Below are 17,424 nucleotides of genomic sequence, written 5' to 3' on the forward strand. Positions count from 1 at the left end.
CATGAAACGAATCTTCGCTATCGCGGCGCTCCTCGCAACGGGAGCAGCCAGCAGTTCCTATGCCCAATTCGCCGGGAAACTGGTCCCGGATTTTGCACAAATTCAATATGCTGGCAGCAACGGCTGGATGGGCGTAGGTGCCGGGTATGCGTTTTTTCACCGGCGTTTGCGCACCCACTTCCAATACGGGTATGTGCCGCCAGCGAAGGGCGGGCCTTTGCATTTATTCTCCGGCGCGGTTTTTTATCAGCCGGTACGCTTCCAGCTTGGAACCAGGTTCCAGATCAATCCGGTAGACTTTGGGCTTAAAGGCAGTTATCAATTCGGGAACGACTATTTTTTCAAACTCCCTTCCCGCTACCCGCCCAATTATTACTGGTGGAAACCCGCGTTCCGTCTGCATTTGGCCACTGAATCGTCCGTTACTTACAAATTGCCTGCGAACGCGGGACTCCGCACATTCAGCGCTTATCTTGAATTCAACACCAACGATCTGTATATGGTCAGCTACTTTTTGAACGCAGGATCGCTGCGGGTCCGGGAAGTAGTGAAGGCCGGGATCGGTGTGCGGCTGGGATTTTAGGCAGGTAGAGACGTCAGTTTCTTGCTTTACTATGCAATGGCCCGAATGTGCGTGGCCACTAACCTGCGGACTTATGAAGATCCTGAAAACTCCTGTCGTCTTTTTCAAAACGCTCTGCATTACTGCTGTCGCTTATTGTTTCGTTCAGACCATTGTTCTCGCACAAACCGCCCGTAAAATAATCCCGCTTTGGGAAAACGGCGCGCCGGGCTTCGAAAACAAGCGCAACGAACCCGAGTCGGCTAAGGATTATTGGGTCAAAAACATCCATAACCCGTCCTTGCAAGTGTTTGCACCGCCAGCGGGTAAGGCAAATGGCACTGCGGTGGTCGTCTGTCCGGGCGGAGGTTTCAGGCTGCTCGTCTACAATGCTGAGGGCGTGCAACCGGCTGAATATCTTGTAAAACTGGGTATTACTGTCTTTGTTTTAAAATACCGCCTTCCACGCGAAGAAGGTTCGCCCTATTCACTCGAAAAGCACCCGCGCGAGGACGCATTGCGGGCGATCAGGCAAGTACGCAGCCGCGCGAAGGAATATGGTATCGATCCCGGCCGTGTAGGAATGCTCGGCTTCTCGGCTGGGGGCGAGGTAGTTGCATCGGTGGCATATGTTTCCGGCAAAGGCGATGCCAACGCCAAAGACCCTATCGACCGTCTTGATGGAAAGCCGGATTTTCAAATGCTGATCTACCCGGGGCCGCTCGGCATTCCCGAAACCGTCCCCGCCGACGCCCCACCTGCATTCCTGCTTGCCGCGAACGACGATCCCTGTTGCGGCGTCACGACGGCCAGTCTGCTCGTCAAATACCGCGAAGCAAAGCGCCCCGTGGAAGCGCATCTCTACACCAAAGGCGATCACGGTTTCAACATGGGTGACCGCTCCCAGCTCCAAAGCATCAAATCCTGGCCGCAGCGAATGGCCGACTGGCTGGGAGATAATGGTTATCTAAACTTTCCCTAACTCATCCGATCCATGAAAAATCTCTTCCCATTTATCCTTCGGGCGACTAACACATGATTGTCGAATTCATCTCAACCGGCACCGCACCCGACAAATCGAAATTTACGCTGCCAATTTGTACCATCTTCACGATCGAAAACGGGAACATCACGCAGGATTTCACGTATTACGATAATTTCAGCGAATAGGTCAGCGGCTCGGTCGTGGACTTCGACAACTTTCTTCGCAGGCCGTGTTACCTTTTTTCAATCCGCGTATAATAAGTGAATGCAGACTTGTTTGCCATTCAAAAACCCGATAAGCTTGTTCACTATTAGTAAACTCGCATGTTTAACATCATCACACGCAGGACTTTACTTAAATATTGTAATCTGTATTCGGCAGCAGCCGATGCACTCAAAGAATGGTATAAAGAACTCGTAACGGCCGATTTGAAGAATTTCAATGAGCTGAAAGCGCTTTATGCGAATGCCAGTATCATTGGTGACAACCGGATTGTCTTAAACGTACTTGGAAATCATTATCGGCTGATTGTTAGAATCATGTTTGATTATAAAGCTATTCAGATCAAATGGTTTGGAACGCATTCCGAGTACGACCGGGTTGACGCTAAAACCATTAAACACAAATAAGAAGTTATTCTCCGATGGAATTAAAACCAATCAAAAACGAAGCTGAATACGATCAACTCCTGGAATGGATTGATAGTCGATTCGATGCTGCGCCGACAACGGACAGCCCGGATGGTAATAAGTTGCAAATTGCTTTGCTACTGGTTAAGGCTTATGAGGATGAGCATTATCCGATTCCGGCACCGGATCCAATCGATGCAATCAAACTCAAAATGGATGAAAAAGGTCTTAAAAGTAAGGATTTGGTGGAATGGGTCGGCAGCAAAAGCTATGTTTCGGCTTTGCTAAACCGAAAAAAACCGCTGACGCTGAAATTAGCCAAGCTTTTCCATGAAAAACTTGGGATTCCAGCACAAGTTCTGCTAGGTTAAAACTCCCGCTCCTGATAAGCCAACCCCTTCCCTTTCTCACAATAATCCTTCAAACTGAGCAGGAACATGGCCCAGTTGTAGTTGCACCACTGATAGAACTCGGTTAGCTCCCGCCAATTGAAATGCTTTAATACAATGGCAGTAACACCGTCTTTCCTTTCGAAAAGCTCAAATGATACGCCGGTACCGACCCATTCAGGGTCGGAATGGGTGCAGAGCCATTCAATACGCGTGTTTTCGGTAAGTTCTACGTTCTGCATCAGGACCCGGTCGTCGTCACCAAAACCGAAATCACTGATGGCACCGACCTGGTTTTCGACTGTTAAATCTGTCGTCCAAATACTGCCAAGGCCTTTTTGAGTCGTTAATGCTTCGTATACTTTGTCAATCGGGGCTTTGATGTAATTGATGTGCTCGATCTTTTCCATGGTGTTGTCTATTGAGTGGCTGATCGGCAAATCTAGCAACGGTTGAGATAGTCGGCGTTGGGGAAACGCGCCATTCGAGGGGTTGTTCAAGCCATAACTCATCCAACCGCAACCCCGCCCCGCATATACTCCGCCGTCAGCGACTCTTTCGATTTCAACAAATCGGCAGGCGTACCTTCAAATAATACCTGGCCTCCCTTATGCCCACCTTCCGGGCCCAGGTCGATGATCCAGTCGGCGTGCTTCATTACTTCGGTGTTATGCTCAATGACGATCACGGAGTTGCCCTGGTCGACAAGGTGATCGATGATTTCCAGCAAACGGCCGGTGTCCGACATATGCAGACCGGTCGTTGGCTCGTCCATGACGTAAATCGTACCGTTTTTGTGCAACTCACCGGCGAGCTTAATGCGCTGGCATTCACCGCCGGACAAGGTGCTCAGCGGCTGACCGAGTGTGAGGTAGTTGAGCCCCACCTGGTTCATGGCCGTCAGTTTATGGACAATGTCTTTGGTTTTAAAAAACAGCAAAGCCTCCTCTACCGGCATGTCCAACACTTCGGTGATCGATTTCCCATTGACCTTATATTCCAGTACCTCAGGTTTGAAACGCTTGCCTTCGCAAGTCTCGCACACTGTTTTGACGGGTTCCAAAAACGCCAGATCCGTGAATATAAAGCCAAGTCCCTGGCATTCAGGACAGGCACCATCCGAGTTGAAGCTGAACAGCGAGGGGCTCACCTTATTGGTTTTACCAAACAACTTGCGAATATCGTCCATAATGCCCGTATAAGTCGCCGGATTGGAACGGATCGAGGCGCCTACCGCCGACTGGTCGATCACTACCGCTCCGGGATGCTGGGAGAGGAAAACACCGTTGATCAACGAACTCTTCCCCGAACCCGCTACGCCCGTTACTACCGTAAAAACGCCCGTAGGAATGTCCACGGATACATTTTTGAGGTTGTGTCGTTTGGCATTCTTTATTTTCAATGCACCGGTCGGTTCTCGGAACGCGGGTTTGACCTTTAAATCCCTGTTAATAAATTGGCCCGTAAGCGTTTGGGCGTGCAGAAGGCCCTGGTAGTTGCCAGAATAGACGATTTCGCCACCTCCGCTTCCGGCCTTCGGGCCAACGTCAACAATATAATCGGCCACACGAATAACGTCCGGGTCGTGTTCGACGACCAGAATCGTATTACCCTTGTCACGCAGCTTTTGCAGCAACTCATTCAGCCTGTGTACGTCCCGCGGGTGCAGGCCGATGCTTGGTTCGTCGAAAATGTAAGTGATGTCGATCAGGCTGCTGTTCAGATGCTTTACCATCTTAATCCGCTGCGATTCACCGCCGGATAGTGTGCCGGTTTCACGGTCGAGGCTCAGGTAACCCAGGCCGATGTCTACCAAATGTTGCAGACGCTCGGTCAGAGTATCGATCATCGGTTTCGAAATGGGATCGTGAATCTCTTGGATGATCGTGACCAGTTCCGACACCTCCATAGCCGACATTTCGGCGATATTTCGGCCGCCGATCCGGCATGCGAGCGCCTTCTCGTTCAGGCGGGCGCCCTTACATGCGGGGCAGTCGCCCATTTTCAGGAAACGCTCGACTTTTTTGACCGTCTTCTCAGAAATTTCACTGCTATCTTTCTGAATATAAAGCCGGTTGAACTTATCGACCAGCCCTTCATATTTCGTATCGAACACCATTCCATTATAATTGGACTCGTAGGTCCCCTTTCCGTACAGCAGCGTATGCATTTCCTCATCGGAGTAATCTTCCAGCTTCTTGTCATTATCGAGCATGCCCGAGAAAGTGTAAGCCTTCCAATACCAGGTTCCCACAGCATATAGCGGAAAGAGAATGGCCCCTTCGTTAAGGGATTTCGTCGGATCCAGAAATTTTTCTAGGTCGATTTCCACCTTTTTGCCCAACCCATTGCACTCCGGGCACATTCCCGCCGGGTCGTTGAAGGAGAATGCATTGGAAAACCCGGCATGCGGCTGACCGAGGCGCGAGAATAGCAGGCGCAATACCGCTGAAATGTCGGTGATAGTGCCCATTGTGGACCGCGAATTGCCTCCCAGGCGCTTCTGATCGATGACAATGGAAGTGGAAAGGTTTTCAATGGCATCGGCCTCAGGCTGACTGATGCGCGGCAGCCTGTTACGGATAAACATGCTGAAAGTTTCGTTCAGCTGCCGCTGTGCCTCTGCTCCGATCGTGTCAAAAACGATGGAAGATTTTCCCGAACCGGAGACGCCGGTGAAGATGGTGATTTTGCGTTTGGGAATGTCGAGTGAAACATTTTTGAGATTGTTTTCCCTTGCTCCGCGGATGCGGATGTATTCCTGTTGGCTCATGATGATTGATTTGAAGTTGGCTAATAGTCGGGAGGACGTGAAGTATGAAAAGAATTCCTTCCCGCTACAAACATAACCAAACGCCTCCCTATCACGACGCGCTTGCCGCTGAAAAAATCCACTGAACTGCGTAACGGTCTGTGAGTGTGGCCCATTGGCCTTTGAGAACCTCGGGCGAAAGCGGCGCAGTAACCTCCCCTTCTTTCGCCAATTTCTGGAATACCGATTTTAGCTGCCTGGGCGCGGTAATGCTGATCCACAACGAAATACTGTTCCCCGAAGCTACCCCTTCCTCACCTCCCAGGTCGGACGCGTAGAGCCGGATGTGCTCCGACACCAGGCTTGCATGCAATACCAGCTGCCTGATCTCGTGGGGGAACCGCTTCCCGCCGGGCGTATCGCCCAGGTAGGTAAAATGCAGTTCGCCGCCGAAGCAAGACTGGTAGAAGCGCATTGCCTCTTTGCAATTGCCGTTGAATGTAAGGAAGGGGTAAATCGCCATTGGGTATATTATTCGTTGTAAGCGCGTTCCATTTCAGCAATGTCGAGTTTTCGCATGCCCATTACAGCCTGAAACATCTGCCCGGCCCGCTTTGGGTCACCGCTGGATAACCGCTCGTTCAGCATAGCAGGTACAATTTGCCACGACAACCCGAACTTGTCTTTCAGCCAGCCGCACTGGCTTTCCTCGCCGCCATCGGAAGTGAGCGCGTTCCAGTAATAGTCGATTTCCTCCTGGTCTTTGCAGGAAACAAAAAACGAAACAGCCTCGGTGAACTTGAACATCGGCCCGGCGTCGAACAGATGCAATGTCAGTCCGTTGATCTCGATGACGCCCATCATCACCTGGTCGGCCGGCATATGAGTGCCTTCGCCCCATGTTTTCAGCAATTTGATCTGTGAATTCGGGAAAATGCGGGTGTACAGGTTCATCGCTTCCTCTGCACCGCCATTGTACCAGAGAAACGGTGTAATACCTTGTGTCGTTGCTAATTCGCTCATTGTTTTGGATGTTGAAAGGTGAATGGTTTATTTCAAAAAAGGCAGGATAATTGAAGTAAGTGCCGGCGTATCCATCATGAGGGTAACATGTGATTTGCCCGGCAAAATGGCATACTGCGACCGGGGCGGAGCCACTATATCGGCCATCACACCGCCGCCGAATGCCCTGTACAATTCCGCTGAATGCTCGAATTCGACCCCATCGTTGTCGCCGTTGATCATCAGGATAGGAAATTTAAGCTTTCTGATCTTTTCAATACCGACATCGAAGTGCTGATTTTCAAACACCAGCATTTTGGAAATGAATGCATTCCAATGCTTCGGGTCTGGTGCAAATTTGTCGTACTCGGTCTTTAATGGGGTATTTACCAAAAATTCGGGTTTCAGCATCGCGATCTGATCGCGGGTAGCCTTGGTCCAGCCCTCGGTTTTGTAGGCGGAAGATATGAATATCAGCTTCTTAACCAGCTTAGGATGTTCCGCCGCCATTTGCAGACCGATCGTCGCGCCGAGGCTGTAACCGAGCACTTCCGTACTGTCTATTTTGAGATAGCCCAGCAATGCAGCGGCGTCTTCGGCCATGGCCTGATAGGAAATGGGCCTGTCGATGTCGGCAGTATGCCCGTGGCCCTGCATTTCGACGGCGATCACCTGGCGGGTTTTAGCCAGCTCGGGGATAATCTGGCCCCAATTGAGGCTGATGGTCATAAAACTGCCATGCAGCAATAACAATGGCTGTCCTTGCCCGTGGATTTCATAATACAATTTCAATCCGTTTACGGGCGCATAACCTGATTTCAAAGGTTTGGGTGAAGTAATTTCCTGTGCCATAGTTATGCGCGGGGATAGCGCTCCCGACGCGAGCAGCGCGATGAATAAAATGGTAGATGTTCGAAAGGCTTTCATGGGATGGTTGTTTAAGATGAAGTTGGTTTTTAGTTTGCTGATGATTGACATTACAAATTTGGCAGGTCAGGGAGAAATAAATGGGGTGTAAATACGCCTAACCAAAGGGGTAAAAATGCCAACTGAATATTTTTCTATATTTACGTCATCTAAATCCAAAATCGCCATGAAGCATATTTCGGTATATGTCCCCCAATCTTCCTACATCGAAGCAGTTTCGCCTGCTTACCGGCTTTTCAATACGGCTAATGACTTTCTGAGGGCCTCCGGAAAAGAGCCTAAATTCCATGTTGAATTTGTAGGTCTCAACCACGATATCAAGGCGCAGGACGGTGAATACACCATCCGCATCAACAAGCTGCTCAGTGAAGTGACCCGAACCGACCTCGTGGTAATCCCCGCATTGTGCGGCAACCTGCGCGATTCGGTCGAACTCGACCGCCCGGCCATCCCGTGGATGCTTGAAATGCGCGAAAAGGGTTCGGAAATCGCCTCCCTTTGCCTCGGCGCATTCCTGCTGGGCGCTACCGGATTGCTCGACGGCAAGAAATGTTCGACGCACTGGGCTTACTATGAAGAGTTTAAAGAAATTTATCCGCAGATCGAAGTGGTGGATGGTACCATTATTACCGACGAAGGAAAAGTCTATTCCAGCGGCGGTGCCAACTCGATCTGGAATCTGTTGATCTACATTCTTGAAAAATACACCAGCCGCGACATCGCCATCCTGGCCGCCAAGTATTTCGCCATCGACATTGACCGCGATAACCAGCGTGCATTCACGATTTTCAAAGGCCAGAAAAACCACAACGACGACGGCATTCTCGCTGCCCAGGACTACATTGAACAGAACTACACCGAAAAACTGACGATTACAGAACTCGCCGATATTGCCAGCGTAAGCCGCCGGAGTTTCGAGCGGCGTTTCAAGAATGCGACCAACAACACGATCAACGAATATGTGCGCCGCGTGCGCGTGGAAGCGGCCAAACGGAGCTTCGAGGTATCGCGCAAGAACGTGACCGAGGTGATGTACGACGTGGGTTATACCGATACCAAGGCATTCAGGGACGTTTTCAAAAAAGTTACCGGCCTGACGCCCATCGAATACCGGAACAAATACAGCAAAGACAACTAGAAGCGGCCCGATGGCCGCTTTTTTTATCGAATGGCATTGCACTAATCAATTGTCTTTCAACGAAAAGTATGATTTACCGGTAGCTCATTTTATTTGCACCCTCCTTTCCAAATGCGCAATTTTGCACCGCTATCTCAAAAAATCGAACCAATTTATTGTCATGTCAAAATCCATTTTGATCGTCGTGCTCGCATGCATGATAGGTTCCGCTCACGCACATTCCATTCAACCAGTTATGAGCAGTAAAATCGCCTACACCGAAACCGTCGATTGCGGCAGCGTTTCCCTGATCGACATTTTCAGACGTGCCCGCCTGTGGGTAAGCCAGTCCGCGCCGGATAACAAGACGCTCGTGGACGATAAAGAAACCGGCGACCTCGTCACGCAGGGCCATATTACCATCACCGTTCCAAGGTCCGAAAACAGTGCGGGCGGTGTTTACAAGTTCAGCTACGTGCTTTCCGTTGAATGTGCCAACCGCAAATACCGCGCATCGCTGGCCAATGTGGAATATCAGGAAGGAAGCGGCGGCCGATCTGTACCATTGGAGGTTTTCAGCCAGAAAAACGAGAACAAAACCGCTGCTACTGAGCTCGAAGCCAAACTCAAAGCATTACTCGCCGATTTGCAGTCCAACGTGAAGGATTACAAGCCGTTCTGACAATGAACACCAACCGTATTACTACGTTTCTTCTCGGTCCTGAACTTTCCTGGCTTATCATGTACGGCCTGGCGCTGCTGCTCGTAGCGCCCAACCAACCTCCCACCGAGGCCGGTAACGTCCGGCTTGAAAGTCTTGCCTGGTATGTGCTGTTTGCGGCGATCATTCTCTCCTTCGCTCCTTTGTACTGGTCGCAAGGTGGGCTCGGCTGGTGGATGCTGCGTATAGGCATCGCCGGTTTGATCGGCATCACCTCCCTTGCCACCGCATTTTGCGGCGCTATCGACTACCATGATTCGCGCAATTCGGGCGTAGGCACGTTATGGATTATGCTGGTGATTTTCGGGGTCATCTTCCTTTTCGTGGGCATGATCGGCGTGAGTCTCTATCTCAAATTCAGGTCTTAATCTTAAAAATGATGGTCGACGAAGTTCCCTCCCCTCAAAATACCTATACCGTCCGTTTCGGCGCCTACGAAGTGCGCATGAGCCATTGGATCAATGAACCCATTATTTTACGGGTCGCAAATAACCAGATGGTATTCGAAATGCCCTCCACCTGGAGCTGCGACGAGGCCAAATGGCTTGACGATAATACCGTCGAGCTCAAAACACGACTATATCCGGGCCGCGAGTATTGCGACCTCGTGCTCAACCTCAAAGCTGGCACCGGAACGGCAGTAAGAGGGAGTTACCCGTTTGCGAATTCAATGGGCAGGCCTCCGAAGCATTTCGAAGGCAGCTTACAGGAAATATATCGCTGGCTTTAATATCAGAAAACCATGGAAACAAGCAAGGGAGTACCAGCGGGCGACTTGTTCATTCTGCTCTTTTTCACCATCGGGTCGGTTTTTGCTATTATTTCGTATACCATCTATCGTAACAGCCGTAACCTGATCGAAAACGGTGTCGAAACGAAAGGTGTCGTCATAGACCTGCATCGCTTGAAGCCGCGTGAATATCCGCTGGCACCATCAATCAGATATTTAAAAAAAGATGGTAGCGAACACGTTTTTCACAGTTCGGAAGCACGCAACCCGCCTGAATACCAGATCGGCGAAGAAGTGACGTTATACTACGACCCCTCCGATCCCGACAATGTGCATTTGAAAGGTAATTACCTGTTCGTTTATGTGTTTGCCGGAATGGGTGCCATGTTCTGGTTGTTCTCAATCTGGTACGTCGGAGGAGCCGTGAAAGCGGTATTTCAATGGCTTTTCGGCTGAAAACAGAAACTATTCTACCCGTAAATCAATGAGCTCGCCCGCATGCGTATGAAGAGTAAGCCGTTCGCCGGCAACCGACCCAGCTTGCTTTCCATTGCGTACTACCCGGACCGTTCTGCCTGGCCACGGATTCACAATCGTGCAAACTTTTCCTTTTTCGCTTTTGATCCGGACCTCAGAAACGTTCCCTTTTACCTGCCGGGATGAAATGAGAAATGCGCCCCAGGCCCTCAGGTCTTTGAACTCTGCACTTTGCCCTTCCGGTAGTCCAGTAAACAGACGAATCACATTCCCCACGCTCATGCACAACATTTCGTTCAGGGCATTGGCAACCGTACAGCTGTTTTCAATCCCATGCGGGTTGTCCAGCTGGAAACCATTCGGGTAAGTATGCAAAGCATATTTCCGCAATTCTTTAAAGACAATCCCCGGATCATAACCTACCCGTATTGCCGCCATAAAAAAACTGCTGCTTGTATTGGCATCCTGAAACCGCTTCATATCGTCGATTGTATTACGGGACAAAGCCAGCAACTCGTCCCCGCTATCGAGCGTGATTGCATTAGCAGGATAAATATGTTGGATACCCAAACCATTATTCTCCCACCAGTCAACGCCTTTTTCTGTATAACGGAATACCTTCCTGCCGTTTCGCTCCTGGACTGGGAACAGGCTTAGTTTATCCAGAATGTCCCGCCACTTGGCCTGCCTTTCCTGATCTACTTTCAAAGTGGAAGTTAGATCAAGCATGAGATTGAAAGTGTTGCGAACCAACCCGAGCGTAAGGATAGGATTCATATCGGCCCCGGACCCTTCATGAATGGCGTCATTATAAATAACATACCGTCCCTCTTCATATTTCAGGTAATCTTCCCAAAAATCGGCTACCGCTAATGCATATGGGTATATCTTTTTCCCATAGCGGTCGTCGTACGTACACCGCCAATACTGCGCCATATTCAGCAGACCATAGGCCGCATTAGAACGCTGCCCGAAGAAAAGGCCGCCCCGCTCTTCGTTGTTGGTTTTCGGATACCTCGGATGATTTCTCGTTACTTCAATTCCCAGGGGACCGATTCCTACCGGATAGAGTATGCCCCGGGTACCCGCCACATTTTTCGCGTACCACTGCCCTCTTTGCATAAAATCGATGAGCGGAGCATCATGGGGCTCGCCTTGTTCCAGGCGATTGGCCGAGTAAAGCGAATAAAACGGGGCCTGGTGGTTATAGTTCAAATGATAGTCACCTGCCCATTGCGGGTCGTCGCTGGTAACCCACCCAAAAAGGCCGGGCGGAAAACGGGGATCGCGGCTGCATGCTGCCATGGTGTACAATCCCTGATAATAGGCCTTCATTAAAACCGTGTCTTCGATGCTTATGGAAGATTTCCCCCAATAAGTCCTCCACCATGCCTCATGTTTCGCCATCTCTAAACCGGCAGTGCTTTTGTCTGTCTTTTTTATTTGAGCCAATGCAAATTCCAATGGCTCCGGCCGCTTAAAATTGCTCTCAACCGCGATGGATACGACTACTTTTTCTCCCGGCTCAATCGTAAATGTGCCATCGTTACGATCGATAACCTTTAATGCAACGGCCACCTCAGTGGCGATGTCGACACTATCCGCAAATGCCCGCGTCATCCATAAGACATTGCCTTCTGCACCTTTCTTTAATCTGGCCTGGCGGTTGTTTGGCGCATTCAAACTTACCGATATCCTGCGGGCCTTACCGATCGCGCTAATCTCGATGAAGGCGCGGTTGCTGACGGCCGATACCCATGATTTCAGAACTACCTTCCCACCACCCGTTGCAATGTTGCAGGTTGTAACTCCATCGGCGAGCCGCTGGTCGGCAGCAAAGCCGGCATTCCCGATGGCTTCGATTCGAATGTCGGCAGAACCGGCGGTCCGGGGTCCGGACACATCGTCTTTTCTGGCGAGCGTTTCCGGCGATACCAACCGCCAAAAATCATTTTTAGAAAGATAGTAACTAAGCACTTCGCCCTTGTAACCCAGACACATCGTCAGATCGCCGTTACCCATCAGCGGGGCATCCACCTTATTATTACTTGGCGTGGATACCATCGGTTTTGACCAGCTATTATGAAAGGAAGATACCGCCGAAGCTGCCGCCCTACGAGTTTGGGCAAAGCCTGTAAAACAATTAAATAGAAAAAAAAGGGCTAGGAAAGTCGGTCTCATACGTTTCGCAAATTTTTTCATCGTCCTGACGGGGGGCTATCAGGTTTTGGCAAACAAATACAATTAATTTGTTCAAATGTATATACATATTATCAGAAAAAAAATATTCATAGAGCGCAAAAGGAGGTCATGCCAAAAGCGGTTTCACCACCTTGCCGTGCACATCGGTAAGCCGGTAGCGGCGACCCTGGTGCTTGAATATGAGTTGCTCATGATCGATCCCCATCAAATGCATTACCGTCGCCTGGAAATCATGTACATGCACGGGATCTTTGATGATATTATAACCGAAATCGTCGGTTTGCCCGTACACAGAGCCCTTTTTCACGCCCGCACCGGCCATCCAGATCGTGAAGCTGCGCGGATGGTGGTCGCGACCGTAGTTGTCCCGGGTGAGCTTGCCCTGTGAATACGCCCCGCGGCCGAACTCTCCACCCCAAACCACCAGCGTCTCGTCCAGCAAGCCGCGTTGCTTTAAGTCGTTGATCAATGCAGCCGACGCCTGGTCGACGCTTTTGGCCATCGTTTTAATATCATTTGGCAAATTACCGTGCTGGTCCCAGCCCTGGTGGTACAGCTGCACGAATTTGACGTCCTTTTCGATCAGCTTCCGGGCCAGCACACAATTCGCTGCGAATGTGCCCGGCTTGCGCGAATCCTCCCCGTACATGTCGAAAATGTAGTCTGGCTCCTTGGAAATATCCATTGTTTCGGGCACGGCCGTCTGCATGCGATAAGCCATTTCGTACTGCGCCATCCGGTAATTGATCTCCGGGTCGAGCAGCTTTTCGAACTGGCCCTGCTGCAATTTCGCGAGCGAGTTCAGCATGCGCCTGCGGCTGGTCCGATCGATCCCCTCGGGGTTATTGAGGTAAAATACAGGGTCCGGGCCGGAGCGGAACACCACGCCCTGGTGAATGGACGGCAAAAATCCGTTGCTCCAAAGTTTGGCATACAATGGCTGGTCACCACCACGGCCCTTGGAGAGCAACACCACGAATGATGGCATATTCTGGTTGTCGGAACCAAGGCCGTAGCTCACCCACGAACCCCACGAAGGCCGACCGCCCTGCTGACTACCCGTTTGGAAGAAAGTAACAGCCGGGTCGTGGTTAATAGCTTCCGTGAACATCGAGCGAATGAATGTGACATCGTTGACAATACCCGATGTATAGGGCATCAACTCGCTGATCATCATATCATTATCACCATATCGCTGGAATTTATATTTCGAAGCGGCTAACGGAAAGCTGCTTTGTCCGGCGGTCATGCCGGTCAGGCGCTGTCCCTTCCGCACTGATTCGGGGAGATCTTTGCCCCACATTTCTTCCAGTTTCGGCTTGTAATCGAACAATTCCAGCTGCGATGGCGCGCCGCTTTGGAACAAATAGATTACCCGCTTGGCCTTCGGCGGGAAATGCGGATGCCCGATCGGCAAGCCGACAGCTTCGGCGCCCTTTTCGCCTATCTTTTTAGCAAGTGAATTGTCTGCACTCAAAAGCGATGCCATCGCTGCCGCACCCAGGCCAAGGCTGGTTTTCGACAGGAAGTTACGCCTGCTCAACTGCTCATGCACATGGTTTTCAAGTTCTCTGTAAAAGCTCATAGCTTTGCTTGTTATCGCTTGATCAAAAATTCATCAAAATTCATTACTGTGCTCGCCACAATGGTACCGGCTGCCAGCTGCGCCGGGTTCAGTGTTTTATCGACCGGATATTCGCCCACCGCCAGAATCGATTTCATCCTTTTCGGATTATGGGTAAAATCCTTCAACTCCTCGTCGTACAACTCTTTCAGCACCATCTTTTCCTTCGGATCGGGCAGGCGGCTCGTCAGTGCTGTAAACGCATAGTCGATTTGCTCGTCGATAGACTTGCCGTTTTTCAGCATATGTTGGGCCAGCACGCGGGATGCTTCTACAAATTGCGGGTCGTTCATAACCACCAACGCCTGCAATGGCGTACTGGTTTTCTGCCTTTTGGTAATGCAGAAATGCCTTTCAGCAGCATCGAAGTTGAGCATCATCGGCGGCGGCGAGCTGCGTTTCCAGATGGTGTAGAGGCTACGGCGGTAAAGCGAATCGCCATGCTGCTGCTTATAGGTCACCTCGTTACGGGTCGCGAGCGCTTCCCACAAGCCCGCCGGCTGGTACGGGTACGCGCTCTTACCCCCTACCCTTCGCGTAAGCAATCCGCTGGATGCCAATGCATTGTCGCGGATTTGCTCCGCACTCATACGGTAGCTCGGGCCGCGCGCGTAAAGCCGGTTGTCTGGATCGACGTCCTTCATCCCCGGCCCCATTCTGGACGATTGCCGGTAAGTAGCCGAAGTCACGATCAGCTTTTGCATGGCCTTCACATTCCAACCCGATTCGCGGAAGCGCGCCGCAAGGTAATCGAGTAATTCCGGGTGCGTCGGCAATTCGCCCTGGTTCCCGTAATCGTCGCTGGAAATCACAATCCCTTTGCCAAAATACATCATCCAGAACCGGTTAACAGTCACACGGCTGAAAAGCGGATGGTCTTTGTTCACCAGCCACTTAGCCAGTCCCAGACGGTTTTTGGGGTATTCTTTGGGTATTTTAAAAAATGCATCCGGGGTATCCGACGTCACGGGCTTTCCAGGTGCGTCGTAAGCCCCGCGATTGAGAATGAAGGATTTACGCGGATACTTACGCTCCTTCATCACCATTACGTCGATCTGCTTATCCATAATTTCTGTCTCTTCGCCGATCAACGCACGGCTCGCCGCCAGTTCTTTTTTGTAGCCGGCGTCGATATTGGTCAGATAATATTCTCTCAGAGAAGCTAGCTGTGTCGGTTTCAGTTGTGCCGCCGGCGTTTTTAAGGCGGCTACCAGCTCATTTTGGAGCGTAAACAAACCCTGCATTTCCAGCGGGCTAACGGCCCGGGTGTAAATCCGGAATTCGTCCACCTCGAAATTCTTCGTCCGCTGATCCGATAACCGGCCGATGTTCAGCTTATCGACATACCAATTCGTTTTATTCTTTCCATACAAAATACTCTCAGTCAGGTGGTCATTATGCACGGTAACCTTCACCGGCTGCCCGTTTATGAAGAGTTTCAGGCCCGCCGCCTTGCTCAAACCATCGTAGGTAAAGCCCAGCTGCGTCCATTTGTTCATCGGGAACTTGTCAACGGTCTGTATTTCAATGGCATTCTCCGGCCACACATGGCTGATCGTCAACCGGATACGCCCGTCCTTCTCCCGGAACACATTCCAACCGCGGTAACCGTTCATGACCCCATTGGACTTGTGCAGCAGCGAGCCGCTCACAGCAGGGTCATGCAGGTTAAGCCAAATGCTGATACTGAATGGTTGGTTGCGCTCAAAGAATGCAAATTTATCGCCGAAGCTCACCGCGTTTTCTCCAAAAATATAACGCGCCCTACCGATGCGACCGTTGCGCGAGGCCACATTGGAGAGGCTGTCGTCGCCTTCCGCGTTGGCCTTGTGTTTCGGGTCGGCCAGGTTCGCGAATTCCTTGCCGTTCGGCTCATCGAATGTAAAATGCCCCAGCAAATCGGTTTTTTCCGGCAGCAATGCTTTTTCCGGCGCGGTGCGGGCAGCAGCAAGCCATTGCTGGAAACCGCGTTCGTAAACAGCCGCGTTAGCCGTCATAGCCGATCGCTCCTTCGCCAGGTTGTCGTGAATGTATTTCAATTTGGCATCGGCCTCCGGCGTGGGCAGCGTAATGGCCGGGCTTGCCTCGCCGTTGTACGGGATCTGGCCGTTTTCGTCATTATTGTTGAAAAACGCATACAATGAATAGTAGTCCTTATGGCTGATCGGGTCATATTTGTGATCGTGGCAGCGTGCGCATTCTACGGTAAGCCCCAGGAATGTCTTGCCAAACGTATCCACCCGATCGGAAACATAAGCCGTGCGATATTCTTCGGGGATAATACCGCCTTCCTGGCTCTGTTGGTGCATGCGGTTGAACGCCGTAGCGACCATCATGTCGCGGGTCGGGTTGGGCAGCATGTCGCCGGCGAGCTGCCAGGTCACGAACTGGTCGTAAGGCTGGTTTCTGTTAAATGAGTTGATCACCCAGTCACGGAACGGCCAGGCTGTGCGCAGGCCATCGTCCTGGTAGCCGTGCGTATCCGCATAACGCGCGGCATCAAGCCAGGGCACGGCCATGTGCTCGCCATAATGCGGCGAGGCGAGCAGCCTGTCGACGGCCTTTTCGTAGGCATCCGGCGATTTATCGTTTAAAAATGCGCTTACCTCGTCCGGAGTCGGCGGCAAGCCCGTCAGATCCAGCGAAACGCGGCGCAGTAAGGTGGTTTTGCTGGCCTCCCGTGAAGGTTTGATATGCTTATCTTCCAGCTTTTTAAGGATGAACCGGTCGATATCGTTGCGCACCCAGGCCTCGTTCTTCACTTTCGGCAGCTCGGGTTTTTCGACTTTGGTAAATGCCCAATGCGGCTTGTACTCGGCGCCTTCCTCCACCCAGCGGATCAGAATGGCCTTTTCACGGGCAGTAAGTGACAAATGCGATTCAGGTGTGGGCATCACGATGTCTGGATCGGCCGAGAGAATGCGGTGTACCAGTTCGCTGCTTCCCGGTTTCCCGGGTTTAATGGCCTTCAAACCGCTTTCCGCTTCCTTTTTATAAGCCACTTCGGCCATATCAAGGCGTAAATCGGCCTTCTGGTGGTTGGCATCAGGCCCGTGGCAAGCAAAGCATCGGTCGGAAAGGATCGGCTTTACGTCGTAGGTATAGTCCACGGGAGCAACCAGGGTATTCATTTCGGCGGCCACATCGTCCGGCAGATCGACCTTTTTGTCACAAGACATTAGGAAGAATCCGGCAGCAGGGACCAAAAAGCAATATTTAAACCACGAATTCAACATCATTCAATATGATAATCAGCGGGCAGTTTATTTGTGATAACAGATAACAAAGCAACGATCAGTCCCATTCT

Annotated in this window: 18 protein-coding genes; 10 read left to right on the plus strand and 8 right to left on the minus strand. The window is 51.1% G+C overall.

Annotated features, from left to right (window positions below):
* Position 1 precedes the first annotated feature (1 nt).
* The 5 genes from IEY24_RS08235 to IEY24_RS08250 all read left to right on the plus strand — a co-directional run bounded on the left by IEY24_RS08235 (position 2) and on the right by IEY24_RS08250 (position 2,547).
* Positions 2 to 583, plus strand: a complete 582-nt coding sequence (locus IEY24_RS08235; protein WP_188930474.1) for a hypothetical protein — start codon at positions 2 to 4, stop codon at positions 581 to 583.
* 73 nt (positions 584 to 656) lie between these two features.
* A complete protein-coding gene (locus IEY24_RS08240) occupies positions 657 to 1,544 on the plus strand; it encodes an alpha/beta hydrolase (RefSeq protein ID WP_188930476.1) in 888 nt (295 codons plus the stop codon).
* Positions 1,545 to 1,597: 53 nt separating this feature from the next.
* Positions 1,598 to 1,732, plus strand: coding sequence for a nuclear transport factor 2-like protein (locus IEY24_RS32950; protein ID WP_262892331.1), 135 nt, complete (start codon positions 1,598 to 1,600; stop codon positions 1,730 to 1,732).
* A gap of 138 nt (positions 1,733 to 1,870) precedes the next feature.
* On the plus strand, positions 1,871 to 2,176 hold the full coding sequence (locus IEY24_RS08245; RefSeq protein WP_188930478.1) for a type II toxin-antitoxin system HigB family toxin: 306 nt from the start codon (positions 1,871 to 1,873) through the stop codon (positions 2,174 to 2,176).
* Between the two features lie 14 nt (positions 2,177 to 2,190).
* Positions 2,191 to 2,547, plus strand: coding sequence for a helix-turn-helix domain-containing protein (locus tag IEY24_RS08250; protein ID WP_188930480.1), 357 nt, complete (start codon positions 2,191 to 2,193; stop codon positions 2,545 to 2,547).
* On the opposite strand, the gene IEY24_RS08255 is transcribed toward IEY24_RS08250, so the two are convergent.
* The 5 genes from IEY24_RS08255 to IEY24_RS08275 form a co-directional block, all read right to left on the minus strand.
* The gene (locus IEY24_RS08255) at positions 2,544 to 2,975 is read right to left on the minus strand and encodes an SRPBCC family protein (RefSeq protein ID WP_188930482.1); all 432 of its coding nucleotides are present in this window, start codon (positions 2,973 to 2,975) and stop codon (positions 2,544 to 2,546) included. The genes IEY24_RS08250 and IEY24_RS08255 overlap by 4 nt on opposite strands.
* Before the next feature lie 98 nt (positions 2,976 to 3,073).
* Entirely contained in the window at positions 3,074 to 5,338 is a 2,265-nt protein-coding gene (locus IEY24_RS08260; protein WP_188930483.1) for an ATP-binding cassette domain-containing protein, read from the minus strand.
* Between the two features lie 91 nt (positions 5,339 to 5,429).
* A complete protein-coding gene (locus IEY24_RS08265; RefSeq protein ID WP_188930485.1) occupies positions 5,430 to 5,840 on the minus strand; it encodes a VOC family protein in 411 nt (136 codons plus the stop codon).
* An 8-nt stretch (positions 5,841 to 5,848) separates the two neighbouring features.
* Positions 5,849 to 6,340: a VOC family protein gene (locus IEY24_RS08270; RefSeq protein ID WP_188930487.1), complete on the minus strand. Its 492-nt coding sequence runs from the start codon at positions 6,338 to 6,340 to the stop codon at positions 5,849 to 5,851.
* Between the two features lie 27 nt (positions 6,341 to 6,367).
* Positions 6,368 to 7,246 (minus strand): alpha/beta fold hydrolase, encoded by an 879-nt coding sequence (locus IEY24_RS08275; RefSeq protein ID WP_188930489.1) that lies wholly within the window; start codon positions 7,244 to 7,246, stop codon positions 6,368 to 6,370.
* Between the two features lie 166 nt (positions 7,247 to 7,412).
* Between IEY24_RS08275 and IEY24_RS08280 the strand changes: the two genes are divergently transcribed.
* The 5 genes from IEY24_RS08280 to IEY24_RS08300 all read left to right on the plus strand — a co-directional run bounded on the left by IEY24_RS08280 (position 7,413) and on the right by IEY24_RS08300 (position 10,270).
* Complete coding sequence (locus IEY24_RS08280; protein WP_188930491.1) at positions 7,413 to 8,384, plus strand: GlxA family transcriptional regulator; 972 nt, start codon at positions 7,413 to 7,415, stop codon at positions 8,382 to 8,384.
* A gap of 160 nt (positions 8,385 to 8,544) precedes the next feature.
* Positions 8,545 to 9,045 carry a DUF4468 domain-containing protein gene (locus IEY24_RS08285; protein WP_188930493.1) on the plus strand — a complete coding sequence of 167 codons (501 nt, stop codon included), beginning with the start codon at positions 8,545 to 8,547 and terminating at the stop codon, positions 9,043 to 9,045.
* A gap of 2 nt (positions 9,046 to 9,047) precedes the next feature.
* Positions 9,048 to 9,452, plus strand: a complete 405-nt coding sequence (locus IEY24_RS08290) for a hypothetical protein (protein ID WP_188930495.1) — start codon at positions 9,048 to 9,050, stop codon at positions 9,450 to 9,452.
* Positions 9,453 to 9,460: 8 nt separating this feature from the next.
* Positions 9,461 to 9,814, plus strand: coding sequence for a hypothetical protein (locus IEY24_RS08295; RefSeq protein ID WP_188930497.1), 354 nt, complete (start codon positions 9,461 to 9,463; stop codon positions 9,812 to 9,814).
* A 12-nt stretch (positions 9,815 to 9,826) separates the two neighbouring features.
* Positions 9,827 to 10,270, plus strand: a complete 444-nt coding sequence (locus IEY24_RS08300; protein ID WP_188930499.1) for a DUF3592 domain-containing protein — start codon at positions 9,827 to 9,829, stop codon at positions 10,268 to 10,270.
* 9 nt (positions 10,271 to 10,279) lie between these two features.
* On the opposite strand, the gene IEY24_RS08305 is transcribed toward IEY24_RS08300, so the two are convergent.
* The 3 genes from IEY24_RS08305 to IEY24_RS08315 all read right to left on the minus strand — a co-directional run bounded on the left by IEY24_RS08305 (position 10,280) and on the right by IEY24_RS08315 (position 17,296).
* On the minus strand, positions 10,280 to 12,355 hold the full coding sequence (locus IEY24_RS08305) for a glycosyl hydrolase family 95 catalytic domain-containing protein (protein ID WP_188930501.1): 2,076 nt from the start codon (positions 12,353 to 12,355) through the stop codon (positions 10,280 to 10,282).
* A 244-nt stretch (positions 12,356 to 12,599) separates the two neighbouring features.
* On the minus strand, positions 12,600 to 14,078 hold the full coding sequence (locus IEY24_RS08310; RefSeq protein WP_188930503.1) for a DUF1501 domain-containing protein: 1,479 nt from the start codon (positions 14,076 to 14,078) through the stop codon (positions 12,600 to 12,602).
* 11 nt (positions 14,079 to 14,089) lie between these two features.
* Positions 14,090 to 17,296: a DUF1553 domain-containing protein gene (locus IEY24_RS08315; RefSeq protein ID WP_229221622.1), complete on the minus strand. Its 3,207-nt coding sequence runs from the start codon at positions 17,294 to 17,296 to the stop codon at positions 14,090 to 14,092.
* Between the last annotated feature and the right edge of the window lie 128 nt (positions 17,297 to 17,424).

Source organism: Dyadobacter endophyticus, from assembly GCF_014641595.1.
GTDB classification, from domain to species: domain Bacteria; phylum Bacteroidota; class Bacteroidia; order Cytophagales; family Spirosomataceae; genus Dyadobacter; species Dyadobacter endophyticus.